The sequence below is a fragment of the Pseudarthrobacter sp. MEB009 genome (genome assembly GCF_030208875.1).
Classification (GTDB): domain Bacteria; phylum Actinomycetota; class Actinomycetes; order Actinomycetales; family Micrococcaceae; genus Arthrobacter.
In genome coordinates this window covers 149,601-172,299 of the sequence record NZ_JARVTC010000015.1, presented here as the reverse complement: position 1 = coordinate 172,299, position 22,699 = coordinate 149,601, and the positions used below count along the sequence as shown (strand labels likewise).

Here is a 22,699-nt window from a genome sequence, read left to right as displayed (position 1 = left end):
TTTCACCATCATACGCGATGACACTGATTGTGGGACTGGACACGCTTGTAGGTATTACTGTAATACTGGATTAGCGCAAATGCAGCTCACGGAGAATGATTCCGCCGGTGACGGCGGCGACTTGAGGAGAACGATGAAGTTCAGAGGAGCAGTTCTGGAAACCATCGGGGCATCAACGCCCTGGGGGGAAACCACTCCCATCAATGTGGCTGAGTTGACCCTCGACGCACCGGGCCGAGGCGAAGTCCTTATCCGCATGGAAGCGGCAGGAGTCTGCCACTCGGACCTCTCGCGCGTCAGCGGTGTGCGCGTGTGCGCAGTACCCATGGTCCTTGGCCACGAAGGCTCAGGGATCATCGAGGAACTCGGCGAAGACTGTGACGATCTCAAGATCGGACAGCGCGTCACGATGACCTTTATGCCCCGCTGCGGTGAATGTACTGCCTGTACTTCCAGCGGGTGGGCGCTATGCCTCGAAGGCACCAAGGCCAACGCGGAAGGAACGCTGCTCCACGGAGAGCGACGTCTGCGAATCAACGGCCAGCCCCTGGACCACCACGGTGGAGTTTCGGCGTTTGCCGAGTACGCCGTCGTGGACAAGCATTCTGTCGTTCCGCTGCCCGAAGGCGTACCGGCGGACGTCGGCGCTCTCCTCGGTTGCGCCGTCCTCACGGGCGGCGGCGCGGTCATCAATGCGGCTAAAGTCCGGCCTGGCGAGTCTGTTGCAATTGTTGGCATGGGCGGCGTTGGCCTGGCCGCGGCGCTAGTGGCCATAGCTGCGGGCGCAGGAGAAGTGGTTGCCATCGACATGCTTCCATCCAAGCTGGAAACGTCCCTGGAGATTGGTGCGACTGCCGCCTACACACCTGCCGACGCAGCAGCCGCAGGTCTGAAGTTCGACGCCGTGATCGAATGTGTGGGAAATCCCGCCGCGCTCTCCGGTGCCATCGATATGACCAAACCAGGCGGCCGCACGGTAACAGTCGGGCTTCCCCGGCCCGAAGCACGACTCGAAATCTCGCCGTTGAGCCTGGTTGTTGAAGCCCGCCAGATCATCGGCTCCTACATGGGCTCCGGCATTCCCTCCGAGGACATCGCCCGCTATGCCCAAATGTACTTGGATGGCGTCCTGCCAGTGGAAAAGCTCATCTCCGGCACTATCGCCCTGGACGACATCAATCACGCCATGGATGAACTCCGCGAAGGCAAAGTCATCCGTCAGATCATTGACCTCAAAGGAAACGCCTCGTGAATTTCACTGACCAAACCGTCATAGTCACTGGCGCCGGCAGCGGTATCGGTAGGGCAGCCGCCCTGCGATTCGCTGACCTCGGCGCCAACGTGGTCATCGCCGACAAGAACGAAGCGGCGGCCCGGGAAGTTGCCGACGAGGCCGGCGCCAAGGCACTTGCAGTCACCGTCGATGTCAGCGACTCGGCCAGCGTCCGCTCGATGATCAAGACTGTTGTGGACAACTTCGGAGGCATTGATGTGCTCTGTAATAACGCGGGGTTTGGATTCCCCGGGAACGTGCTGGAAATCGACGAAGAAAACTGGGACCGCCTCATGTCCGTCAATCTCAAAGGCGTGTACCTCTGTTCAAAATACGCCATTCCGGAACTAGCGAAGACCGGTGACGGCAGGATCGTCAACACTTCCTCCTATACAGCCAACGTTGGCATCCGCGACCGAGCTGCATATGTGGCCTCCAAAGGCGGTGTATCCGCGCTCACCCGCGCCATGGCGCTGGACCACGTGGATCAAGGCATTCGCGTCAATGCCGTGGCTCCGGGAACTATCAACTCGCCCTACTTCGACAAGATGATTGCCGAGTCAGCAGAACCGCAAGAGCTCGTTGACTCCCTCAATGGCCGTTCGCCCATGCATCGTATGGGGCGTCCTGAAGAAGTTGCCGAAGCCATCGTCTGGCTGGCAGCCAAAGAGTCCAGTTTCGCTACAGGGTCTGTGCTCACTATCGACGGAGGAACGTCAACATGGTAATCCCCGATACTCACGCGTCCCTTTTTGTAGGGCTCGGGAACATGGGCCGGCCGATGGCCATCAACTACTCCCCCGGCCGCGAGCTGTTCGTTTACGACACGAATCCGGTGGTCGCCGCAGAGGTGGCTGCGGCGACTAACGGCACCGCTCTGCCGGACCTCGAGAACATCCCGTCCCATGTGGGGACCGTGATCCTCATGCTCCCCAACAGCCGGATCATCGAGTCGGTCCTGCGCACCAGTCCGGGACTCCTGAAGCGTCTGACGGCTGGAACGTTGATCATCGACATGAGCTCCTCCGAACCCGAAAGCACCGCAGCCCTTGCTGCTGAGGCCGCTGCCCTCGACATCGATTACGTCGATGCACCGGTGTCCGGTGGTGTCGCCAAGGCCCTGACCGGGAAGCTGGCCATCATGGTCGGTGGCGACAGCACCGCCGTCGAACGCGCCAAACGGCATCTTCGTAACCTCGGCGAGTCCATCACCCATGTCGGGCCCCCAGGGACGGGACACGCAGCCAAAGCGCTGAACAACCTGCTGTCAGCCACCAACCTCGCCGCCGCCGCGGAAATTCTGACGGTGGCCGCAACGGCTGGAATTGCACCGGAGAAGATGCTGGAGGTCATCAATGGCTCGACGGGCCGCAGCCAGGCGTCAGAGTTCAAGTATCCCCGCCACATCCTGACTGGAAGTTTTGATTCCGGCTTTGCCATGGACTTGATGCTCAAAGACCTGAAAATTGCCAAAAACCTCATTTCCCAGCAGTCCGCTGAGGCGCCGATCGTCCTCACCGCACAGGAAACCGCCGAGAAAGCGCGGGAGCTCTTGGACAGTGACAATCCGGACCACACCGAATTTGCCCGATACTACGAAAAACTCAACGGCACACCGCTGCGCACCAGCTGATCGCCGCACCATCCGGAAGGACACCAGTATGACCATTGATCTGAACGACCAGACCGCCGAGGCCCAGACATACATCGACGACATGGCGCGCAAACGCGGATACGTCCTCGATTACCACAAAGTAATGGCCAAACACGATTTTCCCGTACTTCAGGCGGCCAACCATGTGGTCTCCGCCGCCTATTTGGATGAGCGCACCCTGGACCGTAGGACCAAGGAACTCATCTTCATTGTCAGCCTCACAGTCATGCGCGCATCCAAGGGACACATTCAGTCCCACATCCGCGTGGCGCTTGACCTCGGCCTGACGCCCACCGAAATCCTGGAAGCAATCGAGATTTCGCTTCCGGAGGCCGGCGTCGTTGCGTTCCAGGCCGGATTCGAAGCATGGCGGGAAGTTGTGGGAGCCGACGGACTCGAACCGTCCGTGGAAGTTCACGAGGGCGGCAATGGCGCCGGCTAAGAACGACGGCGGCTACCGGGTTGTCGTCGTTCGCGTCGGCACCCGGGCCACTGAACGCAGCGACGTCTACCTTAACTATTGTTTGTACGGGGAAGACGACGGACCGGCCACCGTTGACTACTACTTCTGGATCCTTCAAGGGCCAGAAGGCACCCTTGTTGTGGACACAGGCTTCGGCGAAGAAGCAGGCCGCCGGCGCGGCCGGACCCTGCTGCTGCACCCCGCCGATGCCCTTGCCCACCTGGGCATTGACCCGAACGATGTCGGTGACGTCATAGTGACCCATGGCCATTACGACCACATCGGAAACCTTGACCTGTTCCCGAACGCCCGGATCCACATTGCCGAAGCTGAATACCGGTTCTGGACCTCGCCCACAGCTGGACACGTCCAGTTCTCCTTCTACGCTGAAGACGGTGAAATAGACCAGCTTCGCTTGGCCGAAACCCAGGGGCGCCTCAAAATGTTTTCGGGCGAAACGTCACCGGCTCCGGGAATCAGACTGGTCGAAGTCGGCGGGCACACACCCGGACAGGCAGTTGTCTACGTCCCGACTTCGGAGGGCGACGTTCTTTTGGCCTCTGACGCTGTCCACTTCTACGAGGAGTTGGAGCGCGACATGCCCTTTACTGCAATCAGCGATCTGCCGGCCATGTATGAGGCATTCTCGTTCATACGTGAAGAAGCGCGTCAACGCGGGATCACCGTCGTCGCGGGCCATGATCCGGACGTTCTGGCACGATTCCGTCCCTGTCAGGAACTCCCCGTCGGGGCCGGCGTAGCCATCGGCGCAATCCACCAAGACCCAAAGGAGTAATCATGACCAGCACTTTCAATGTCGTTGCCAGATACAGAACCAAACCAGGAACCACGGAAGAGGTTCTCGGACATTTGGCGAAAATGGCAGCGCAAACCCGTGAAGAACCCGGAAATATCTCCTACGAATTCTTCCGTGGAGTCGAAGATGACAGGAAGATTGTCATCCTGGAGAGCTACCACACTGCCGAGGACTTTGATCTGCATCGACAGACGCAACATTTCCTCACCATCGGGGCTGTCCACATCATCCCGGAGCTCGAAGCGCGGACCGTTTCCACCTATGTCACTGCCAACAGCCCCGCAGAAGCTCCTTAGGAAGGCACGAGGATGGAAACAGCCTCCACCACCGAAGCCCGGATCAGTCAGAACTGGTCCGGGCTTCGGCCTGCCCAGACCGTCCAGGTTCTGGAATCCGTTGGCGAGCAATACCCGGCGACAGTCGACGCGATCACCGAGGACTGCACTGTCATCTGGGTCGTCTCCGACACCACGCACCAGCGCAAGGCTTTCGACTACCGGGAAGGTGTCGTCGTCACGCCGGCTTAGTAAACCTTCGCCCAACAAAGTCAGTTCTGGAGGAACTATGAAGTACTCCCAATCCTCAAAGTCGACGATGCGTGCACTGGCCGTCAGCCTTGAGGCGCCCGGGCGAATCGATGTTCAGGACGTCCCTACCCCCTCAGCACGTCCTGATGAAGTGCTGGTTGAGGTTCATGCCATTTCCCTCAACCGAGGCGAGATGCGTGCACTTCGCAGTGCACCCGCAGGCGTCATCCCCGGCTGGGATTTCGCCGGAGTCCTTCTGGAGGACATCAGTGACGAGCTGACGGCCGGCGCCAGAGTTCTCGGAATAGTGGAACATGGCGCCTGGGCAGAGATGGTCGCCGTGCGCCGGGACTCGATTGCCGCCATTCCTGAAGAGATAACGTTCGCTGAGGCCGCAGCGTTGCCCACCGCCGCACTCACGGCTTTGCGCACATTGCGGCTCGGGGCTGTGGGCCTCGGTGACCACGTCCTGGTCACCGGCGCCTCCGGCGGTGTTGGCCAGTTCGCTGTTCAACTTTCCGCACAAGCAGGAGCCATGGTTACGGCGCTGGTCTCCACGGGCACGAACGCCGATGCGCTCAAGGCCATCGGCGCCAAACACGTGATAACCGACATCGAGCAAGCCCGCGATCGTTTTGACGTGATCATCGAGTCAGTGGGCGGCCAAGTCCTTGGCCGCGCACTGTCCATGCTGGATTCGCGGGGCCGGTTGGTTGCCTTTGGCAATTCGTCAGACGAGCCAAGTAGCTTCAATGTCCGTGATGTTTACAACGGGGCTCTGGTCAAGATCCTGGGTTTCGAGCTGTTCTTTGATCCTCTTCCTTTCGGACGAGACCTGGCAACGCTCCTGGACCTCATGGTGAAAGGTAAGCTCACCCCGCACGTTGCCCAAGTCCTGCCTTGGGATGACATGGCTATCGCTCTTGACCGGTTGGGGAACCGCGCTGTCGGCGGAAAGCTGATCCTCACACTAAGGAGCTGACTACATCCCCGTCTGGCTTGATCCAGAGCACGCCAAGAATGCCGCCCCAATTGCTTGGGGCGGCATTCTTGGCGTTGAGGAGATTTACGCCCGGCTAGGCATCATCTGCGGTCGTTGAGAGCACGCGGCCGAGTCCTTCGTAAGCTGCCGGCCTCTTGGACCTAAGCCAGAAAGCAATAAGGAGACTGAAGACGAACCACGCGATGCAGAACCATGGAATGAGGCTGACCCAGATGATGTCACCACCGAGGTGGCTGAGGTTTGACCACAGCAGGTAGAGGGCGCCGGCCAGTCCAAGAGCGCCGATTGCAGGAGCTACGCCGGTCCGCCACCAGTGCGCATGAACTCGGTGGGCGGGAAGCCGGTGGTAGCGGATGGTGGCGATGGAGCACAGAATTTGGTTGAGCATGACCCAGAAAGTGCAGGCAATGGCAAACCAGCCGAATACTTCGGAGTACGCCGCGGTATTGAAGTCATTGCCTGCAAATTCCTGCGCCGAAGTGGCGGCGAAGTAGAAGGCAGTGAACAGCGCAAGGATAAGGCCCGCTCCGAAGAACGTTGCAACTGCTGCGTGGTGGGGGCTTCCGTAGCGGGGATGCGTGTGGCCCAGTTTGCTGGGAAACAGAACGCCCTCCCGCGCGATTGCGTAGATGTAGCGTGAAACGGTTTGGTGGAACGCCAGGATCGAGGCAAAGCATCCGGTAATCACAAGCCAGTTGATGCAATCGGCCGCCCACGCTCCAACGTAAGTCTGGGCGAGCGAGATATAGGACTGACCCAACAGGCCAGTAGTCTCATCCACCACTTTGCCGGTTCCGAAACCCGTGATTGTTGCCCAGGCCGTGACGAACAGAATGAGGCCGATGCCAATGACCGCGAGGTAGGTTGCCAGCGGCACGAGCTTCCTGGGGTTCTTGGATTCTTCGGCGTAGTTGGGTACGACTTCGAATCCGAGCCAGGACCAGAAGGCGAAGAAGATGCCGATGCCTGGGGCTATTCCACCGAAGGCGTTGATGGGGTTGATCGGTTCGAGGCTTACGCCCTCTGGCCCACCGTTCATGAAGATAGCGCCATTGACGATGGCAAGAATGATAATTTCGCCGATGAACAGGACACCGAGAACCTTAGCCGAGAGTTCGACGCCGAAGTACGATGCCACAGCAGCGAGGACCAGCGCGATACCTGCGATGACAAGCCACGGCACGTCTATCCCGAAGGACTGCTTCAGGGCGGCAGAGCCGAAGTAACCAATGGCCCCCAACACCGCCACCTGGACGCAGAGGTACCCCAGCATCAGGGAAAGCCCTGATGCCAGCCCGAGCGGTTTACTCAGACCGTTGCTGATAAAGCTGTAAAAGCCGCCGGTTGCGCTGAGTCGTCGCGTCATTGCTACATAGCCGACGGCGAAGCAGAGAAGTACGCCCATTGCGACGATGAATCCGGCTGGAGCTCCGACACCGTTGCCGAAGGCGACCGCAAGCGGAATGTTGCCCAAGCAGCCCACCAGGGGGGCTGCGCTGGAGAAAGCCAGCAGAAGAATGCCTACAAGTCCGAGGGAACCGGACTTGAGGCGATGGACTTCTGTCTGTTCAGATGACGCGGAAAGGGCACTGGAAGTTGCCATGGGGGGTCCTTCTTCAAATTTTGACGCACTGTTGGGGAGCACGCCAAAGAACATTGGGAGGGTGCGGATACCGTCGTTGAATTGAGACGGGTGGGGCCGCGTCGCGCTGGCCATCTGCTGTGGAGGGGTCGCCGCACAGAGGAGGGTGGCAGAGCACAAGTATTCGGGCTGACATCGCTGCGTCTGCGACATTGTGAAAGAATGAAACACATTCATCTTTCATATTTGAAGTATGAGGGATGGGTCACAGTTGACGCAATAGGCAGTTTCGGGCAGCGACGCACGATGCCCGACGAACGCCTAGACTGGGCTGACGGTAAGGGTCGTTGATCCGCGGACTATGGGACAGGCTGGAGGGGGTGCCAAGATGAGCCAAGCAGCGAAGCACGAGATGGACGGGGCCCTGGAGGCTTTTGACGGGGACGCTCCCTTGGTTCCCGTACGACCACATTCCCTGTCCGAGCTTCTGACGGAGGCATCCGCCACGGTCGGCGCTCACAGGACGGCGGTACAAAAGCGCAGTCGGTCGAAAATGGCGACCGTAATGACTGCAGCAATCGATCTTTTGGTCGAGGGAGGCCCTGAGGCCGTCACAACTACCACCGTTGCGGCTCGGGCTGGTGTTTCCGTTGGCTGGCTCTACAACTTCTTCGATGGCCGCGAGGCGTTGCTTGAAGAAATTCTTGTCTCGTGCCTGCAGGATCTGGACAACCGGTTGGATGAAGTCAATTTTGACCTGGGCGGACCTGACTGGAAGGAAAAGGCCAAGGCCGGCGTCGAGGCCCATATCGAGTTCTTCAACGAAACACCGGCCTTCCGGGCTATCTGGTTTTCCACTGAGTTCACCGGTCGTATGATTCGTGCTAATCGCGTGCACGACGACGAGCTCGCTGCATATCTGGCCCGAACCATCACCGACGTCAGGCCTGACGCGCCGCAGGTTCCGCTCGACGTTGTAACCCAGATCTTTGTTGGCATGCTGGATAAGGGCTTTGACCTCGCGTACCGCGAGTCGCCGGATCGGGGCAACGAGGCGTTGCTGCAGGAGATGAAACGCTCGAGTATCGAGTATCTGGCCGCATACCTTCCCTAACATCCTGCCCGGCATGGAGGCCAGTACGCAGCTGCCCGACTTCAACGACAGGGCACTATCGCACCCGCATAGCCTCGTTGCGAGCTACTTCATGTTCCTTCTTCACAGCCATCCAGAAAACAGCCCTGATTGCGCTCCGGCCAAGCGGACGGATCGTCATCCGCGGGCGATAGACCTCGGAGCGTCCACCTTTCAGCGAATTCCTCAACCTGGCTGGCAATGGCCCTCGTGGAAGTGTCGAGCCGAAGCTGGTCCGCAGCCAGCGCCATCAACTGCTTGGCCCGGGATGCGATTCCCGGGTCCGCGAGTCCTAACCGGGCAGCGGTTTCCCAGTCCGGGGAACCGGCGCAGATACCCCTGGCTTGGTCTGAGACAGCGGGATTGGAGATGAGCGCGGAAACGACGGCGGCGGGGACAGCCCACCAGCAGCCGGGCTGGGCATCGATGTATCTGATTTCGAAATACCCTTTGGGCCGGACGTGCGGGAAAAGTGTGCTCAAGTGCTGCTGTAAATCCTCAAGGTTTGCCGGCGGCCGGTCCGGTACCACTGCTGTCCCTAGACGGAGCCAATCACGGAACGTCAGACCTGCGGGGGCATGCCACTCCCCCGCTACACGTCGAATCATCATCAGGGGGGCGTCCAGGGCCCACCGGGCGTAGGACACCCCGGGATGCTGGGCCGCGCTGAAATGCGGTACGCCAGTCCTGGCCGGGTCCAGAGCGAGCCACGCTGCGAGCCGTGTGCTCTTCCAACCGCTTCGCCGGCCACCGATCCAGCCGGAGTTCGCGAATGTCGCTGCCAGCACTGGCCCCATTGAATACAGCAGCTTCCACCGATGACGGATTTCGACGTCGTCAGTGCCCGCCTCGACGTTGACCTGCACTGACGCAGTGGAACACATCATGGTGGTGCCCGCCGGCGCCCACGGTTCAAAATACTGTTCCATGGCAGCGTAGCGTGGGGCTTGCGTAATCCGCCTAGGTTCGAGGTGTGGCGACACTCCGGCACCCACCAGGATTGCATCCAAATCGGCAGCCTGCTCCCGCAGCAATTTCAGGCTGCCGTGAACTGAGAAAATGAGGTCTTGCAAAGAGGCTTCGGGGTTCGAGCTGAGCTCAAGCTGACCACCAGGTTCGAGCGTAAGACTTCCGTGAACGTCCAGATGTCGCAGTTCCGAGAACAAGCGCCGGTAGTTGTCGTCGGCAAATGGACGATGCAGGGACGGGTCTCCGATTCGACCCATGAGCAACTCAAGTTCGAGTCCGATGCGCCCGGCAGGACCGGTCGAGAAGCATGTGCGCTGAATCCACTCCTCGGCAGCCGCGACTGTCAGGGGGCCTTCCTGCTGATCAGCGATGCTGTTGGTGCCGCGGAGGATCCCGGTGGACGTCATCATGCTTTGTTCCTTTCGAGAAATAAAGAAAGGGGTCTGGGTGGACCACCGCAAAGAAGCGATCCACCCAACCCCAACGTTGCGCGGCCTCCCGCGCGCAGGCCCGAATCAGGCCGGGATGTCGCCGTCGTACCGCTCGGCACCCGGGAGAGCCTCGACCCATGGTTGCGCGGACCGGCACCAGACTTCCACGGTCGGCTTGAGCCATGACGTGTCGTTGAGCGTCCCCGCCTTAACAAAAGCCAGTCCAGGCATCGCGTCGATGCGGCCAACAATTGGGGAACCGCATTCCCCGCAGAACGACCGGTTGGTGTTGGTCTCGTGCTCAGAGCCGACGGTAATGAACGTCTTTACCGCGTCGCCTGTGATCGTGAGCTTTTCGTCGTCAACACCGATGACCAGCGAGTACGCGCCACCTGTCTGACGTTGGCAATCGGTGCAATGACACAGGGCCGTGAACTTGGGCTCACTGTCAATGGTGTAGGTGACTTCACCACAAAGGCACTGTCCGTCGAGTTTCATGTCTGCTCCTTGAGCTTCATTGGTGAGGGGACTTCAGGGGAGGTCGCACTGCTATCGTGTCGATCATCACATCCCAAGCTGAAACAATATCGCATTTCATAATTTGGCAAAAGGTCTTGCAAGCTCTCGCCTCTGCCCCTAAACTGAAACGTGAATCTGTTTCAGAATTCGATTTGTTTACCGCTCCACGGCAAGCCGCCGCATGATAGGAGAGATCACATGGGAGTTTCCATTACAGAGGGCACGCGTACCATCACGCCCCCGAACTTCAACGGACCCTACGGACTGCTCATTGATGGCAACATCATCCAGACCGAGGACCATTTTGACGTCTACAACCCGGCCACAAACTCGGTCCTCGCATCCGCACCCCAGGGCACACGGGAACACATGGAACGCGCCATCGGTGCCGCCAAACGAGCTTTCCCTGCGTGGGCGGCGCTGGCCGCAGACGAGCGCGAAGCGATCATCGTCAAATTCTTCGAGGCCCTCGAGGCCCACAAAGAAGAGTTCATTACCTTGCTCTCTCTGGAGCAGGGCAAGCCACGACACAACCAGGCGACGTTCGAAGTTAACCTTGCCAACCCCTGGATCCCCAACACAGCCAAGTCGAGGCTGGAGGACAAGGTACTGGTGGAGGACGATGAGAAGCGCGTAGAACTCCGTCGCTCACCGCTCGGTGTCGTGGGGGCCATCATCCCCTGGAACTATCCCTACCTCCACGTTCTGTGGAAGACCGTCCCCGCACTGATCACCGGCAACACCGTAGTTCTCAAGCCTTCTCCCTATACCCCGCTCTGCGCATTGCGGATCGGGGAACTGGCAGCCCAGGTCTTCCCTCCCGGCGTCTTCAACATCGTCACAGGCGGCAACGAACTTGGACAGATCCTCACTGAGAGCCCCGACGTCGGGATGATCACTTTCACGGGATCCACGGAAACAGGGACCAAGATCATGGCTTCAGCCGCCGGCACCATCAAGCGGGTCACCCTCGAACTGGGTGGAAATGACCCCGCGATCCTGCTCCCGGACGCTGACTGGCAGGACGCCGTGCCGCAGGTGTTCAACGCCGCCTTTGGAAACTCCGGTCAGTGGTGCATCGCGGCCAAGCGCATCTACGTACACCGTTCCTTCCATGCAGACTTCGTCAACGCGCTCGTGGACTATGCGAAGACGCAAAAGGTCGGCGACGGCATGGATCCCACCAGCGATCTGGGTCCCATCAACAACCGCATGCAGTACGACAAGCTCCGCGACCTCTTCGAAGACACTCGCCGCAATGGCTACGACGTTCCGCTCGGGGGCACCATCGACGAGTCCCTGGATGGCAATTTCGTTCCAGTCACCATCGTCAACAACCCTCCCGAGAACAGCCGCATCGTCCAGGAGGAACCTTTTGGACCGATCGTGCCCGTCCTTGTGTACGACGACGTCGAGGACGTCATCGAGCGCGCCAACGCCACAATCTTCGGCCTTGGTGCCACCGTGTGGGGACGAGACGAAGAACGGGCACTGGCCGTGGCGGACCGCATCGACTCCGGCAACGTCTGGGTCAATCAAGGCCAGAGCCACCCGGACCACGCACCTTTCGGCGGCCACAAGCAGTCCGGCCTGAGCGTCGAACACGGTGACGAGGGACTGGCTTCGCACACCAACAACAAAACCGTCGTGATTCGAAAGCGCTAGCAGCTCTTCTTCAACCAAACCATCCCGGGGTGCCGCAAACGGACCCGCTCATTCACAAGGAGAAACCATGCCCAAGAACCTCAAAGTCGTTCCGACTGACGAATATGACCAGATCATCACCACCGTTCAGAAGTATGTCGAAGGCCTGCGCGTTGGCAGCCCCGAAGGCGTTGCAGAAGCCTTCCATGAAGACGCCACCATGTACGGCTTTACCAACGGCCAGCTTCTGGGCGGAGCCATCAAGAACTTGTACGACTTCGTCGCCGAGAACGGCGCCGCTCCTGATGTCAAGACCCGCGTGGACATCATCGGCATCACCCAGACCACTGCCGTGGTGAAGGTTGACATGGAAAACGATGCCATTGGTGCTGACTACACCGACTTCCACACCCTGCTGAAGCAGGACGGCGATTGGAAGATCATCGCCAAGGTCTACCACCAGTACGAGGCCTAATCGAACAGAACCGGGGGAGGCTCGCCGCCTCCCCCGGTTTTTTCGTTCGTACAGGTATTCAGCACCCGAGGGGCGAGAATGATTTTGGAAACAATCCAGCGAACCGCCGCGCCATTGCGCCAAGAGGTGCTTGCGGCCCTTCGGCGGGCGATCGTTATCTCCGAGTACAAACCTGGAGAGAGGCTGGTAGAGACTGCGCTTTGCGATAAGTTCTCCGTGAGCCGGACAGTGGTTCGTGAAGCACTGCGGCAGCTGGAATCCGAGCAGCTGGTAGTGACGGTGCCGAACAAGGGCCCCGAAGTTGCAACCCTCACACCCACCGAAGCCCGAAGTCTCTATGAAGTTCGCGGCGCTTTGGAATCGCTCGCCGGAAACCTGTTCGCTGAGCGAGCCACAGAAGCTCAGCGCGGGCAACTCGTGGCGAGACTTTTTGACATCCGAAGAGCAGAGTCAGCCGGTGGGGCGCAGCAGTTGCTGGCAGCGAAAGACAGCTACTACGAAGTGCTTTTGGCTGGCGCTGGCAACAAAGAAATCTCGGGCATGCTTCGGCAAATCAATGCCCGCACTCAAGTACTTAGGGCCCTCTCTACAAGTTCCCCGGGGAGAAGTCCGCTCATGCTGGCCGAACTGACGGACATCACAACGTCAGCGGCCATCACTAGAGATCCCGAGGCAGCCCGGCGAGCTTGTGATGTACATGCATCAAACGCCGCGGAAGCCGCACTTAGTGCCATGGAGTCGACGCCTAAGCCTGGACACCCATGAAAGCATGAATGAATACAAGGAAGGGATGCACGCGATTCGCGTGCATCCCTTCCTGCCTTTGGAAAAGGCGGTCCCTGCCTGTCAGCCAACGAGGGTAGACACGGCCTCGGCCACTGGTGTTTCGCCATCAGTCAGCTCAACGATAGTCCGATTCAACTTGGAGTTTTGAAGCGCAGCATCAATGAACGCCGCGACGTTATCGCGTCGGATGTCTCCGTACTCAATCGCAGGACCCGCGGTAACCCGCCCATCTCCGGGGGCGTCAGTCAGAAGCCCCGGGCGAACTATCAACCAGTCCAGATCAGTACGCGTGAGGTAGACGTCTGCTGTCTTCTTCGTGCGCATATAGTGCTCAAAGCGTTCGTTCACCGACTCACCACGCCCTGACTCCGGGAAGGCGGACACCAGGACAAAACGGGACACTCCGGCGAGGGCGGCTGCATCGGCAGCCTTCTCGAGCCCCTTGCCGTCGATGAGGGTGGTTTGGTCCATTCCGGTGCCATGGGCGCCCGCAGAGAAGACCACGGCATCGTGTCCCATGAACTTTTCGGCCAACACCTCAACGGAGTCCTTGATCAGGTCTCCCTCCACGGGCGTCGCACCACTGGAGGCAACAGTCTCAGCTTGAGCGGGATTCCTGAACATTCCCGTGACGGCGTCACCGCGGCCACTCAGTAGTTGAGCCAGCCGTCGGCCAACTCCCCCGGCTGCGCCTACTTGGAATACCTTCATGCGCTTCTCCCTTCGCTTGTAGTTCGATATTCATCGTAGTACGACTCGTGTAGGAATTAGAAATCGCCAGGTCTTGGAACTTCTTGGATAATCGAAGCATGCGAACTTTGGACCACCCTACGCCCGACGAGATTCATATCGACGGCGTACTCTCGGCGCTGGCCGATCCGATCCGGCGTCGGATCGTGACCCAACTGGCCGATGGCCATGACGACCAGGCATGCATCGCGTTTGAGTTGCCCGTGAGCAAGTCCACGTCCACGCATCACTTCCGCGTGCTTCGCGAGGCGGGAATCATTGAACAGCACTATCAGGGAACGGCGATTCTCAACACGCTCCGGACGGGCGTAATGGAATCGCTGTTTCCAGGCTTGCTCAGTGTCGTCATTGCGGCTGAACGCAAGTCCACACTGAGGCAACGAGCGTCCTGACGCATGATCGCCCCCATCTAGATCTGGGGAACCAGGACGTCGCCAACCTTTGCAGCGGCAGGGACCTTGCGGCCGCTTCGGAGTCGAAGCTCAATGTACGTCGCCAGTCGCGATAGCCCCAGATTGATCACAATCATCACAAGCGCGATCACTACCAGCGCCGGGATGTAATTCGAATACGCAGAGCCGGCCTGGATTCCTTGCCGCACTGCTTCCACGTAGGTGATTTGGTAACCAAGCGCAGTGTCCTTCAGCGCTACAACCAATTGAGCGACGATTGCCGGGAGCATTGCCGTGATCGCCTGGGGCAGGAGAATCATCCGGAGTGTTTGTCCAGTGCCCAGGCCAAGAGCCACAGCAGCTTCCCCCTGGCCTCTCGGAATGGCTTTGATTCCTGCGCGCACAATCTCTGCAATCACGGCCCCGTTGCTCAGGGCAAGGCCGGTAACTACCGCCGCAACGGCAAGATCGGTTGACGGGAACAGGTCGTAGTCGGCGAAGAGCTGAAAGCAGAAAATCATCAGAATCAGCAGGGGAATTGCCCGGAAGAACTCCACCACGGCGGCGCACCCGTAGCGAACGAACCGATTGTCGGAGAGACGCCCGACGCCGAGCAGGATACCCAAGATTATGGCCAGGATGATGGCAAACACCGCAGCCTGAAGCGTTCCCACAATCCCGGGCAGAAGGTACGTCTGCCACATTTCCGGCGTGAGAAATGGCTGCCACTTCTCAGGTGCCAGCTGCCCTTTGTCTGCCAGGGCTGACATCACGAACCATCCGGCCGCTGCCAGCCCAACGACGCACAAAGCGCTGATGACGACGTTCAGAATTTGGCCTTTGGGCCCGGGGACGTCATACAAATTGTTGATGGGTGCTCGAGTGCTGCTCAACGCTTGACCTCAAACTTCCTGCTTAGGTATCCGAAAGCCGCGCCGGTCGGAAGAGTCAGGCACATGAAGCCGGCTCCGAAGATCAGCCCAACGACGATGAGGGCGGAGGTATTCTCGATCATTTCCTTCATCAAAAGGGCGGCTTCAGCCACGCCTATGACGGAAGCAACCGTTGTGTTTTTGGTCAACGCAATGAGGATGCTGCCCAAAGGCGCAATGACCGCCCGGAAAGCCTGCGGCAGGACGATGTGGCCCAATCCCTGCATAAAGTTCAGGCCCAACGACCGGGCCGCTTCCGACTGGCCGGGAGGGACCGTATTAATACCGGCCCTTAGCGCTTCGGATACGAACGTCGACGTGTACAGGCTGAAGGCCAGGACAGCCAGCCGGAACGAACTGTCCGTGATGGATGTGGGGGACTTTGGATCTGCCAAGGTGATGCCGAGTTGCTGCGCCAATCCGAACGATGCGAAAAGCACCACAAGTGTCAAAGGGGTATTCCGGACAATGTTCACGTACCCGGTGGCAAGCGTCCGCATCGCCCAAATCGGTGATACCCGCATGGCAGTCAGGACAGTGCCCAATACCAACGAGCCCAGCGCAGACAGCGCCGTGAGCTGCAGGGTGATCAGGAAGGCCGCCAGGATCTGATCGCCGTATTCGTTGAGGATGTTCATGTTAAGTATCCAGTCTCTTGTCTGGCTGCCCCGACTAGTAGCGGTCTACCACTGGCGTGGCGGGCAATGCATAACCGGACGGTCCAACGTTGCTCTCAAACGCTTTGGCCCACGATCCGTCGTCGATCATGGACTGAATGGCGTCGTTGATCTTGGCACGGCCCGCGGTGTCATCCTTCTTCAGACCAATGCCGTAGTTCTCCTTGCTGAAGGTACTGCCAACAAGCTTCAGCTTTCCCTGATTGGCAGCTGCGTAGCCGGCAAGTTGAATATCATCCGTGGTCATTGCGTCAACGGCGCCACTCTTCAGGGCTTCAACGCATGCGGAAGGGGTGTCGTACTCCTGAAGCTGCGCGTCCTTGCTGTAGTTCTTCTTGATGTTCTGTGCTGGTGTGGAACCGGTCACCGAGCACAACTTTTTGCCCCCATTCAGGGACTCCGGGCCCGTGATGTCTGTGGAGTCAGAACGAACCAGGAGCGACTGGCCAGCCAGGAAGTAAGGCCCCGCGAAGGCGACCTTCTCCTTTCGGGCATCGTTGATGCTGTAGGTATTCACCACATAGTCCACCTGCCCGTTCTGGATCAGGCTCTCTCGCTGCGCCGGAGTCGCTTCCTTCCAGGTGATGGAAGACTCCTCGACGCCAAGCTTCTTGGCGACATACTTGGCAACGTCAACATCGAAACCCTTGAATGATCCGTCCGGAGTCTTGATTCCAAGGCCTGGGCGATCAAAGGAAATGCCGATGGTGAGGTGGCCCGATTGAGCGCTTGCTTCAACTGTTTTCGCTTTGTCGGATGCACCGGAGCAACCGGCGATCGAGCTGGCAAGGAACAGCGCTGCGGCCGGAATGGCCAGGAACTTGAGCTTCACGATGTGCTGCTTTCTAGATTGGGGTGGCTTGTCAGTGGCTGAGGATCTTGCCGAGGAACTCTTTGGCCCGCTCGGTGGTTGGGTTGTCAAAAAACCGGTCAGGGGTTGTGTCCTCGAGGATCTGACCATCGGCCATGAACACCACCCGGTCGGCGGCGCGTCGAGCGAAGCCCATCTCGTGCGTAACTACGAGCATCGTCATGCCTCCTTGTGCCAGCGACGTCATGACATCCAGTACTTCGGTGACCATTTCCGGGTCAAGAGCCGAGGTAGGTTCGTCGAAAAGCATCACCTTCGGCTCCATGGCCAATGCCCGGGCAATGGCAACACGCTGCTGCTGTCCACCCGAAAGCTGGGCGGGGAGCTTATGCGCCTGATTTGCTATACCTACCCTCTCGAGCAGGGCCATTGCCCGCGTTTGAGCCTCAGCCCTTCCGATTCGTCGCACCTTGAGTGGCGCAAGCATGACGTTTTCGAGAATGGTTTTGTGGGCAAAGAGGTTGAATGACTGAAAGACCATTCCGACGTCGGCCCTGTAGCGCGTCAGCGCCTTGCCTTCCTTGGGGAGAGGCTTGCCGTCGACGGCGACCGTGCCGGATTCGACGGTCTCCAACCTGTTGATAGTTCGGCAGAGAGTCGATTTTCCCGAGCCAGAGGGACCCAAGACAACCACAACCTGGCCCTGGGCAACCTCAAGATTGACATCACGGAGCACGTGCAGAGGTCCGAAATGCTTGTTGACCCCCCTGATGGAGATCATCGCCTTCTTCTCGTCGCCAGCAGCCTCAGAAGTGCTGTCAACAAACTTTTGCAGTTCCATGTTCGCCATTCGTTTGGGGATATTTCGTCTCGACGGTCGTGGTGGGAGGTGCAGGTTTCTCACCTTGGGCTCCCATGTGACCTAAGTTACGAAAGTAAGAATGTTAACATTTGTACGGCAAAGAGCAGGAGAGGGCAAGTCGCCGCGGGAGCTCCTGACGCGGACGAGGCCGGCACCGGGCTTCGTCCGCTGGCGAACTTTCAGAAGGACGTGTGACTAGCCCGCACCTTGGAGGCGTTCCTTGCTGTCGAGGTCGGCCTTGATTCTTTCGAACGCAGTCTCGATGTGCTCACGCACCAGCTCTTCAGCCTTCGCACCATCCTGGTCGCGGATGACGCGGAACATTTCCCAATGCTCTGGGCCAATGCGGGCCCTGTAATCATCATGGCCTTGCTGTCGATTGAGGAGAAGCAAAGCGATCTGCGAACGCAGACCCAACCAAACCTGCTCCAACCTCTCATGACCGGCACAGGCGTAGATCGCATCATGAAACGCAATGTCCGATTGGAGCATGTCACCCCTATCCCCCAGGGCGGCCGCCCGCTCAATGTCCTCGGCACGCACTTGAAGGAGGTCCAAATCCTTCCCGGTGCGGTGTGCAATCAGCCGCTGAACGGCGAGCAACTCTATCGAGTACCGGAGGGAGTAGATCTCTTCAAGGTCCTTGTGTGTAAAGACGGTAACCCGCGATCCCCGGTGCCAGTCGCCTTGAAGCAGGCCCTCCTGCCGCAGCAAAACGATGGCATCCCGCACTGGTCCGCGACTGACGGATAGGGACGCGGCCATCTCCACTTCATTGATCCGTTCCCCCGGAGGTATTTCCCCGGCCAGAATTGCGTCACGGATCCGGTCCGCGACGTCCTGGGCCATTCCGCGACGTTTCAGGGGTGCGCGAAGGGTTCCGTTCTTGACATTTGCTGTGGTGTCAGATTTCATAATGTTAACATTCTTGCAGTTGGAGGCTTGCTGGTCACTTCTACCACACTATCCCAGCACTCCATCCGGAACCTGTCCGGATCGCGGGATGCTGAATCCAAGACGGCCGCCTGCTTTCGATGCAGGCTCAATTCCACCACCTGCATCCCCCTGAAATTGGAGTATCCCTATGAGTACCGCTACCACTACACGGTTTGGACGGTTTGCCGATCGGTTGCGGGATATTGGTCCGTCCCCGATCCGAGCGATTTTTGATAAGGCGGCGGCGTTGGAAGCTGCCGGTGAGAAGGTGTATCACTTCGAGATCGGGCGCCCGGATTTTGATACCCCGCAGGTAGCCAAGGACGCTGCGGCTGCGTCGCTGGACCGCGGAGAGGTTCATTACGGCCCGAACGCGGGAACGATTGATCTTCGCGAGGCGATCAGCGGGTATCTGCAAGAGCGCCGCGGGACCATCTATGACCCGGGTACTGAAGTACTCGTCACGATCGGCGCGAACGAAGCGGTGTTCCTGGCATTAATGGCTTTCTGCGGCCCCGGCGATGAAGTGATCTTCCCCGTCCCGGCCTGGGCGCACTACGAGTCATGCATCCGCCTGGCCGGTGCCACCCCCGTCCCTGTCCGGCTCGACGCGGACAATGATTACCGCCTCGATATCGACGCGATCGCCGCCGCGATCACCCCCGCGACACGCATGGTCATCCTCTGCACACCGAACAATCCCACCGGCGGTGTCGCAACGGCCGAGGAAATCGAAAAACTCGCCAACGTCCTGGAACCGACCGACGCGCTGCTGATGTCCGATGAAATCTACGCCGACCTCGTCTACGACGAGATCCGGCACCAGTCCCCGGCCTCCGTAGGGAACCTCCGCGAACGGACTTTGGTCATCGGCGGCTTTGCGAAAGCCTTCGCCATGGACGGCTGGCGCCTCGGTTGGCTCGCCGGCCCCAAAGAACTCATCACACCGGCACTAAGAGTCCGCCAGTACACGACCGTGTGCGCCCCCACCTTCCTCCAACCCGGCGCGGCCGCAGCCCTCCGCCACGCGGGCCCCGAGGCGGAAACGATGCGCATCCAATTCCAGGAACGACGCAAAGCCGGCCTCAAGATCCTCACCGGCATTCCCGGCGTCACGGTAAGCCAACCCGACGGCGCCTTCTACTTCTACCTGACCTACACACCCGATACCGCCGAACCAGCCGAACAACTGGCACTACGACTCCTCGATGAACAACGCGTCGCCGTTGTCCCGGGGACCGCGTTCGACCCCGACGGTGGAACCCACTCCATCCGGATCTCCTACGCCTGCCACATTGACGACCTCACCGAAGGCCTGCGACGCATCGTCCAGACCCTGAACACACCACACCACAAGGGAGCCTGACCACCCATGACTACCACCATCACCCAGGACCGCCACAGCGAAGTGGTGGACGCGATCGTGCGCCTGGCCCCCGACGGCGTCGCGTACGTCCCCTCCGCGTCCATCGCCCCGATCATCAACGGCGTCCTCACCGCCCAAAGCAACGGCGACCTGCCACTGGTCTACCCCGTCTCCCGCGAAGAAGAAGCCATCGGCGTCGTCGGCGCCTACCCGTTCGCCGGGAAATTCGGGGTCATCATCATGCAGGACAACGGCTTCGGCAACGCACTGACCGCACTCACCACCTTCGCCGTGTCCTACCACCTGCCCCTGCTCATCGTCGCGAACACCCGCGGCGGGCTCGGCGAGTACAACTCCATGATCCACACCATCTCCGCACCCGTCCCCGCGTTGCTGGCCTCCACCAACATCCCCGTGTTCCAGGTAGACCGACGCAACACCGCCCAGGACTGGGGCGCGACCGTCGCCGAAGCCGGCAACCACGCCCGCATGACCTACCGACCCGTCGTGGTCCTCATGGAATTCTTCGACCCCAAAGACGCAAAGGCAAAAGCATGAAACGCATCGAAGCCCTCCAGGCCATTGTTGAGACCACCGCCGAGGTCCCCGTCATCGCGACCTGCGCCGCGACCTCCCGCGAACTGGCCTCCGTCGAAGACCGCCCCAACCACCTCTACCTCCTGGACGCCATGGGCCTGGCCATCTCCGTCGGCACCGGCATCGCCCAAGCCATCAAAAACACCCCCATCACAAGGGCAGTGGTCATCGAAGGCGACGGATCCCTCCTGATGAACCCCGGCTCGGCAATCACCGCCGGCTACCTCGCTCCGGAGAATCTCGTCATCATCCTCCTCGACAACGGCGTCTACGCCTCCACCGCCTCCATCCCCACCCAGGCCGTCACCATCGACCTCGGACGCTTCGCCGAATCCGTCGACCTGAAGGTCCTCCGGGCTGAGAACACCGAAGAACTGTCCCTCGCCCTGAAACAAACCCTCACCGAAGACGGGCCATGGTTCATCCACGCCCGTACCGAGCCCGGCAACGAACCAGGCACCAAACTCCTCCTCATCGACCCCGTCACCCACGGCAACCGCTTCCAAAACTGGCTCACCCCACAACTCACCGAGTCCAAGTAGCCAACAATCAATCACTACCGGGCCCGAGCGGGCCCGGCAGTGCCCATCTGCTGAAAGCACGAGAACTTCAATGGAAATGACCACCACTGCCTCCGCTCCCCCGCTTGGATTTCCGGAGAAGCTTATGCCCATCGGCGGCTCATGGATCTCCTCGAGCAACGCTGCAACTCTCACCGTAGCCAACCCGGCCACTGGAGAACCCATTGCTGAAGTTCCCTCTGCAACGGTTCAGGACGGTATGTCTGCCGTCGATGCCGCGGTCGACGCACAGCCTGCCTGGGCTGCGACCCCCGCCCGGGAACGCGCCGACATTCTCTTTCGCACCTACGAAGGTATCCTGGCTCGTCGCGACGAGTTCGCGGCACTCATCACCGCGGAAATGGGTAAGCCGCTCCCGGAAGCCCAGACTGAAGTCGATTACGGTGCCGGGTTCTTCCGCTGGTTCGCCGAATCCGCCGGCAGGATACACACCGAAGGCCAGTTCGGCGTCGAACCCGGAGGCAACTATCAGATCGCAGTCTCCAAACGCCCCGTGGGACCCTCCCTGCTGATCACGCCCTGGAACTTCCCGCTCGCGATGGGCGCGCGGAAGATCGCACCGGCCCTCGCCGCAGGGTGCACAACGATCCTCAAGCCTGCCGAACTGACCCCCTTGACTTCGCTGCTACTTGCCAGGGTTCTTGAAGAAGTAGGCGCTCCTGCCGGTGTTGTCAACGTCATCACCACCTCCAATTCCCGCGACGTTATCGCCGCCATCATGAAGGACTCACGAGTCCGCAAAATCTCCTTCACCGGATCTACACAGGTTGGGCGCGCACTCTTGGCCCAAGCAGCCGAGAACGTCATGAACACCTCCATGGAGCTCGGTGGCAACGCACCCCTGATCGTGTTTGACGACGCCGACCTTGACCAAGCCGTCGAAGGCGCCATGCTCGCCAAACTCCGCAACGGCGGCCAATCCTGCGTCGGCGCCAACCGCATCTACGTTCAAAGTGGTATTGCTACCGAATTCACCGCCCGTTTCACCGCAAGGATGGCCACTGCCCGTCTCGGCGACGGCGCACACCCTGACACGGATCTGGGTCCGCTTGTGGATACAAAACAAGTAAAGACGGTGGCTGCATTGGTTGCCGACGCCATCGCCAAGGGTGCCGCTTGCCTGACGGGCGGAACTATTCCCGAGGGCCCTGGTTCTTACTACCCGGCGACGGTCCTGACTGACATCCCAGCAAACGCCGACATCCGCAGTGAGGAAATCTTCGGCCCCGTCGCAGCAATATACGAGTTCCATACTGAAGCCGAAGCCATTCACGAAGCCAACAACACCCCATACGGGCTGGCCTCCTACGTCTTCACCGAAAACCTCTCCCGTGCGCTGCGCGTCGCAAACGCCATAGATGCCGGTATGACCGGCATCAACCGCGGACTCGTCTCCAACCCCTCCGCACCCTTCGGCGGAACAAACGCCTCCGGACTGGGACGCGAAGGTGGAACCGAAGGCCTCGAGGCCTACCAAGAAACCAAATACACCGGGATTCAGCTTTAGCCGGATGGAAGTC

Annotated in this window: 26 protein-coding genes; 17 read left to right on the top strand and 9 right to left on the bottom strand. The window is 59.8% G+C overall.

What is annotated here, in order from left to right:
- Nucleotides 1–133 precede the first annotated feature (133 nt).
- From QRN07_RS16185 to QRN07_RS16150, 8 genes are read left to right on the top strand one after another with little or no spacing between them, the layout of a single operon-like run.
- Nucleotides 134–1,252, top strand: a complete 1,119-nt coding sequence (locus tag QRN07_RS16185; RefSeq protein WP_285241581.1) for an alcohol dehydrogenase catalytic domain-containing protein — start codon at nt 134–136, stop codon at nt 1,250–1,252.
- Nucleotides 1,249–2,001 carry an SDR family oxidoreductase gene (locus QRN07_RS16180; RefSeq protein WP_285241580.1) on the top strand — a complete coding sequence of 251 codons (753 nt, stop codon included), beginning with the start codon at nt 1,249–1,251 and terminating at the stop codon, nt 1,999–2,001. The genes QRN07_RS16185 and QRN07_RS16180 overlap by 4 nt, the downstream gene beginning before the upstream one ends.
- Nucleotides 1,995–2,906, top strand: coding sequence for an NAD(P)-dependent oxidoreductase (locus tag QRN07_RS16175; protein ID WP_285241579.1), 912 nt, complete (start codon nt 1,995–1,997; stop codon nt 2,904–2,906). The genes QRN07_RS16180 and QRN07_RS16175 overlap by 7 nt, the downstream gene beginning before the upstream one ends.
- A 28-nt stretch (nt 2,907–2,934) precedes the next feature.
- A complete protein-coding gene (locus tag QRN07_RS16170) occupies nt 2,935–3,369 on the top strand; it encodes a carboxymuconolactone decarboxylase family protein (RefSeq protein ID WP_285241578.1) in 435 nt (144 codons plus the stop codon).
- Nucleotides 3,356–4,186 carry an N-acyl homoserine lactonase family protein gene (locus tag QRN07_RS16165; protein ID WP_285241577.1) on the top strand — a complete coding sequence of 277 codons (831 nt, stop codon included), beginning with the start codon at nt 3,356–3,358 and terminating at the stop codon, nt 4,184–4,186. The genes QRN07_RS16170 and QRN07_RS16165 overlap by 14 nt, the downstream gene beginning before the upstream one ends.
- Before the next feature lie 2 nt (nt 4,187–4,188).
- Nucleotides 4,189–4,503, top strand: a complete 315-nt coding sequence (locus tag QRN07_RS16160; RefSeq protein WP_039240871.1) for a putative quinol monooxygenase — start codon at nt 4,189–4,191, stop codon at nt 4,501–4,503.
- Between the two features lie 12 nt (nt 4,504–4,515).
- A complete protein-coding gene (locus QRN07_RS16155; protein ID WP_285241576.1) occupies nt 4,516–4,734 on the top strand; it encodes a hypothetical protein in 219 nt (72 codons plus the stop codon).
- 37 nt (nt 4,735–4,771) lie between these two features.
- On the top strand, nt 4,772–5,716 hold the full coding sequence (locus tag QRN07_RS16150; protein WP_285241575.1) for a zinc-binding dehydrogenase: 945 nt from the start codon (nt 4,772–4,774) through the stop codon (nt 5,714–5,716).
- A gap of 94 nt (nt 5,717–5,810) precedes the next feature.
- On the opposite strand, the gene QRN07_RS16145 is transcribed toward QRN07_RS16150, so the two are convergent.
- Entirely contained in the window at nt 5,811–7,340 is a 1,530-nt protein-coding gene (locus QRN07_RS16145; protein ID WP_285241574.1) for an APC family permease, read from the bottom strand.
- A gap of 544 nt (nt 7,341–7,884) precedes the next feature.
- Between QRN07_RS16145 and QRN07_RS16140 the strand changes: the two genes are divergently transcribed.
- Nucleotides 7,885–8,433, top strand: a complete 549-nt coding sequence (locus tag QRN07_RS16140) for a TetR/AcrR family transcriptional regulator (RefSeq protein WP_285241573.1) — start codon at nt 7,885–7,887, stop codon at nt 8,431–8,433.
- 89 nt (nt 8,434–8,522) lie between these two features.
- On the opposite strand, the gene QRN07_RS16135 is transcribed toward QRN07_RS16140, so the two are convergent.
- A complete protein-coding gene (locus QRN07_RS16135) occupies nt 8,523–9,830 on the bottom strand; it encodes a glutamate-cysteine ligase family protein (RefSeq protein WP_285241572.1) in 1,308 nt (435 codons plus the stop codon).
- Between the two features lie 105 nt (nt 9,831–9,935).
- Nucleotides 9,936–10,349: a GFA family protein gene (locus QRN07_RS16130; protein WP_285241571.1), complete on the bottom strand. Its 414-nt coding sequence runs from the start codon at nt 10,347–10,349 to the stop codon at nt 9,936–9,938.
- Nucleotides 10,350–10,568: 219 nt separating this feature from the next.
- Between QRN07_RS16130 and QRN07_RS16125 the strand changes: the two genes are divergently transcribed.
- The 3 genes from QRN07_RS16125 (at nt 10,569) to QRN07_RS16115 (ending at nt 13,254) form a co-directional block, all read left to right on the top strand.
- Nucleotides 10,569–12,035: an aldehyde dehydrogenase family protein gene (locus QRN07_RS16125; RefSeq protein WP_285241570.1), complete on the top strand. Its 1,467-nt coding sequence runs from the start codon at nt 10,569–10,571 to the stop codon at nt 12,033–12,035.
- 67 nt (nt 12,036–12,102) lie between these two features.
- Nucleotides 12,103–12,489 carry a nuclear transport factor 2 family protein gene (locus tag QRN07_RS16120; protein ID WP_285241569.1) on the top strand — a complete coding sequence of 129 codons (387 nt, stop codon included), beginning with the start codon at nt 12,103–12,105 and terminating at the stop codon, nt 12,487–12,489.
- A gap of 78 nt (nt 12,490–12,567) precedes the next feature.
- Nucleotides 12,568–13,254: a GntR family transcriptional regulator gene (locus QRN07_RS16115; RefSeq protein ID WP_285241568.1), complete on the top strand. Its 687-nt coding sequence runs from the start codon at nt 12,568–12,570 to the stop codon at nt 13,252–13,254.
- 81 nt (nt 13,255–13,335) lie between these two features.
- Here QRN07_RS16115 and QRN07_RS16110 read toward each other — a convergent pair whose 3' ends face one another.
- Nucleotides 13,336–13,986: an NAD(P)H-binding protein gene (locus tag QRN07_RS16110; protein WP_285241567.1), complete on the bottom strand. Its 651-nt coding sequence runs from the start codon at nt 13,984–13,986 to the stop codon at nt 13,336–13,338.
- A gap of 98 nt (nt 13,987–14,084) precedes the next feature.
- Between QRN07_RS16110 and QRN07_RS16105 the strand changes: the two genes are divergently transcribed.
- Nucleotides 14,085–14,417, top strand: a complete 333-nt coding sequence (locus QRN07_RS16105; protein WP_054808240.1) for an ArsR/SmtB family transcription factor — start codon at nt 14,085–14,087, stop codon at nt 14,415–14,417.
- A 17-nt stretch (nt 14,418–14,434) separates the two neighbouring features.
- On the opposite strand, the gene QRN07_RS16100 is transcribed toward QRN07_RS16105, so the two are convergent.
- The 5 genes from QRN07_RS16100 to QRN07_RS16080 form a co-directional block, all read right to left on the bottom strand.
- The gene (locus tag QRN07_RS16100; RefSeq protein WP_285241566.1) at nt 14,435–15,310 is read right to left on the bottom strand and encodes an amino acid ABC transporter permease; all 876 of its coding nucleotides are present in this window, start codon (nt 15,308–15,310) and stop codon (nt 14,435–14,437) included.
- Nucleotides 15,307–15,987, bottom strand: coding sequence for an amino acid ABC transporter permease (locus tag QRN07_RS16095; RefSeq protein WP_285241565.1), 681 nt, complete (start codon nt 15,985–15,987; stop codon nt 15,307–15,309). Before QRN07_RS16095 ends, QRN07_RS16100 begins: the two co-directional genes overlap by 4 nt.
- A gap of 34 nt (nt 15,988–16,021) precedes the next feature.
- On the bottom strand, nt 16,022–16,858 hold the full coding sequence (locus tag QRN07_RS16090; protein ID WP_039240846.1) for a glutamate ABC transporter substrate-binding protein: 837 nt from the start codon (nt 16,856–16,858) through the stop codon (nt 16,022–16,024).
- 31 nt (nt 16,859–16,889) lie between these two features.
- A complete protein-coding gene (locus QRN07_RS16085) occupies nt 16,890–17,618 on the bottom strand; it encodes an amino acid ABC transporter ATP-binding protein (RefSeq protein WP_285241656.1) in 729 nt (242 codons plus the stop codon).
- 276 nt (nt 17,619–17,894) lie between these two features.
- Nucleotides 17,895–18,614, bottom strand: a complete 720-nt coding sequence (locus tag QRN07_RS16080) for a GntR family transcriptional regulator (protein ID WP_082499822.1) — start codon at nt 18,612–18,614, stop codon at nt 17,895–17,897.
- A 268-nt stretch (nt 18,615–18,882) separates the two neighbouring features.
- On the opposite strand from QRN07_RS16080, the gene QRN07_RS16075 reads away from it, so the two are divergent.
- From QRN07_RS16075 to QRN07_RS16060, 4 genes are all read left to right on the top strand, one after another.
- Nucleotides 18,883–20,001: a pyridoxal phosphate-dependent aminotransferase gene (locus tag QRN07_RS16075; protein WP_285241564.1), complete on the top strand. Its 1,119-nt coding sequence runs from the start codon at nt 18,883–18,885 to the stop codon at nt 19,999–20,001.
- Nucleotides 20,002–20,007: 6 nt separating this feature from the next.
- Nucleotides 20,008–20,559 (top strand): thiamine pyrophosphate-binding protein, encoded by a 552-nt coding sequence (locus QRN07_RS16070; protein ID WP_285241563.1) that lies wholly within the window; start codon nt 20,008–20,010, stop codon nt 20,557–20,559.
- A complete protein-coding gene (locus tag QRN07_RS16065; protein ID WP_285241562.1) occupies nt 20,556–21,140 on the top strand; it encodes a thiamine pyrophosphate-dependent enzyme in 585 nt (194 codons plus the stop codon). The genes QRN07_RS16070 and QRN07_RS16065 overlap by 4 nt, the downstream gene beginning before the upstream one ends.
- 76 nt (nt 21,141–21,216) lie before the next feature.
- Nucleotides 21,217–22,686 carry an NAD-dependent succinate-semialdehyde dehydrogenase gene (locus QRN07_RS16060; protein ID WP_285241561.1) on the top strand — a complete coding sequence of 490 codons (1,470 nt, stop codon included), beginning with the start codon at nt 21,217–21,219 and terminating at the stop codon, nt 22,684–22,686.
- Nucleotides 22,687–22,699 lie beyond the last annotated feature (13 nt).

Coding starts and splice junctions, on each gene's coding strand:
- QRN07_RS16155 (WP_285241576.1), top strand. CDS start 4,516: ATGGAAACAGCCTCCACCACCGAAGCCCGGATCAGTCAGAACTGGTCC.
- QRN07_RS16130 (WP_285241571.1), bottom strand. CDS start 10,349: ATGAAACTCGACGGACAGTGCCTTTGTGGTGAAGTCACCTACACCATT.
- QRN07_RS16095 (WP_285241565.1), bottom strand. CDS start 15,987: ATGAACATCCTCAACGAATACGGCGATCAGATCCTGGCGGCCTTCCTG.
- QRN07_RS16150 (WP_285241575.1), top strand. CDS start 4,772: ATGAAGTACTCCCAATCCTCAAAGTCGACGATGCGTGCACTGGCCGTC.
- QRN07_RS16145 (WP_285241574.1), bottom strand. CDS start 7,340: ATGGCAACTTCCAGTGCCCTTTCCGCGTCATCTGAACAGACAGAAGTC.
- QRN07_RS16085 (WP_285241656.1), bottom strand. CDS start 17,618: ATGATCTCCATCAGGGGGGTCAACAAGCATTTCGGACCTCTGCACGTG.
- QRN07_RS16120 (WP_285241569.1), top strand. CDS start 12,103: ATGCCCAAGAACCTCAAAGTCGTTCCGACTGACGAATATGACCAGATC.
- QRN07_RS16115 (WP_285241568.1), top strand. CDS start 12,568: ATGATTTTGGAAACAATCCAGCGAACCGCCGCGCCATTGCGCCAAGAG.
- QRN07_RS16170 (WP_285241578.1), top strand. CDS start 2,935: ATGACCATTGATCTGAACGACCAGACCGCCGAGGCCCAGACATACATC.
- QRN07_RS16175 (WP_285241579.1), top strand. CDS start 1,995: ATGGTAATCCCCGATACTCACGCGTCCCTTTTTGTAGGGCTCGGGAAC.
- QRN07_RS16080 (WP_082499822.1), bottom strand. CDS start 18,614: ATGAAATCTGACACCACAGCAAATGTCAAGAACGGAACCCTTCGCGCA.
- QRN07_RS16065 (WP_285241562.1), top strand. CDS start 20,556: ATGAAACGCATCGAAGCCCTCCAGGCCATTGTTGAGACCACCGCCGAG.
- QRN07_RS16070 (WP_285241563.1), top strand. CDS start 20,008: ATGACTACCACCATCACCCAGGACCGCCACAGCGAAGTGGTGGACGCG.
- QRN07_RS16060 (WP_285241561.1), top strand. CDS start 21,217: ATGACCACCACTGCCTCCGCTCCCCCGCTTGGATTTCCGGAGAAGCTT.
- QRN07_RS16160 (WP_039240871.1), top strand. CDS start 4,189: ATGACCAGCACTTTCAATGTCGTTGCCAGATACAGAACCAAACCAGGA.
- QRN07_RS16165 (WP_285241577.1), top strand. CDS start 3,356: ATGGCGCCGGCTAAGAACGACGGCGGCTACCGGGTTGTCGTCGTTCGC.
- QRN07_RS16110 (WP_285241567.1), bottom strand. CDS start 13,986: ATGAAGGTATTCCAAGTAGGCGCAGCCGGGGGAGTTGGCCGACGGCTG.
- QRN07_RS16140 (WP_285241573.1), top strand. CDS start 7,885: ATGACTGCAGCAATCGATCTTTTGGTCGAGGGAGGCCCTGAGGCCGTC.
- QRN07_RS16125 (WP_285241570.1), top strand. CDS start 10,569: ATGGGAGTTTCCATTACAGAGGGCACGCGTACCATCACGCCCCCGAAC.
- QRN07_RS16185 (WP_285241581.1), top strand. CDS start 134: ATGAAGTTCAGAGGAGCAGTTCTGGAAACCATCGGGGCATCAACGCCC.
- QRN07_RS16105 (WP_054808240.1), top strand. CDS start 14,085: ATGCGAACTTTGGACCACCCTACGCCCGACGAGATTCATATCGACGGC.
- QRN07_RS16135 (WP_285241572.1), bottom strand. CDS start 9,830: ATGATGACGTCCACCGGGATCCTCCGCGGCACCAACAGCATCGCTGAT.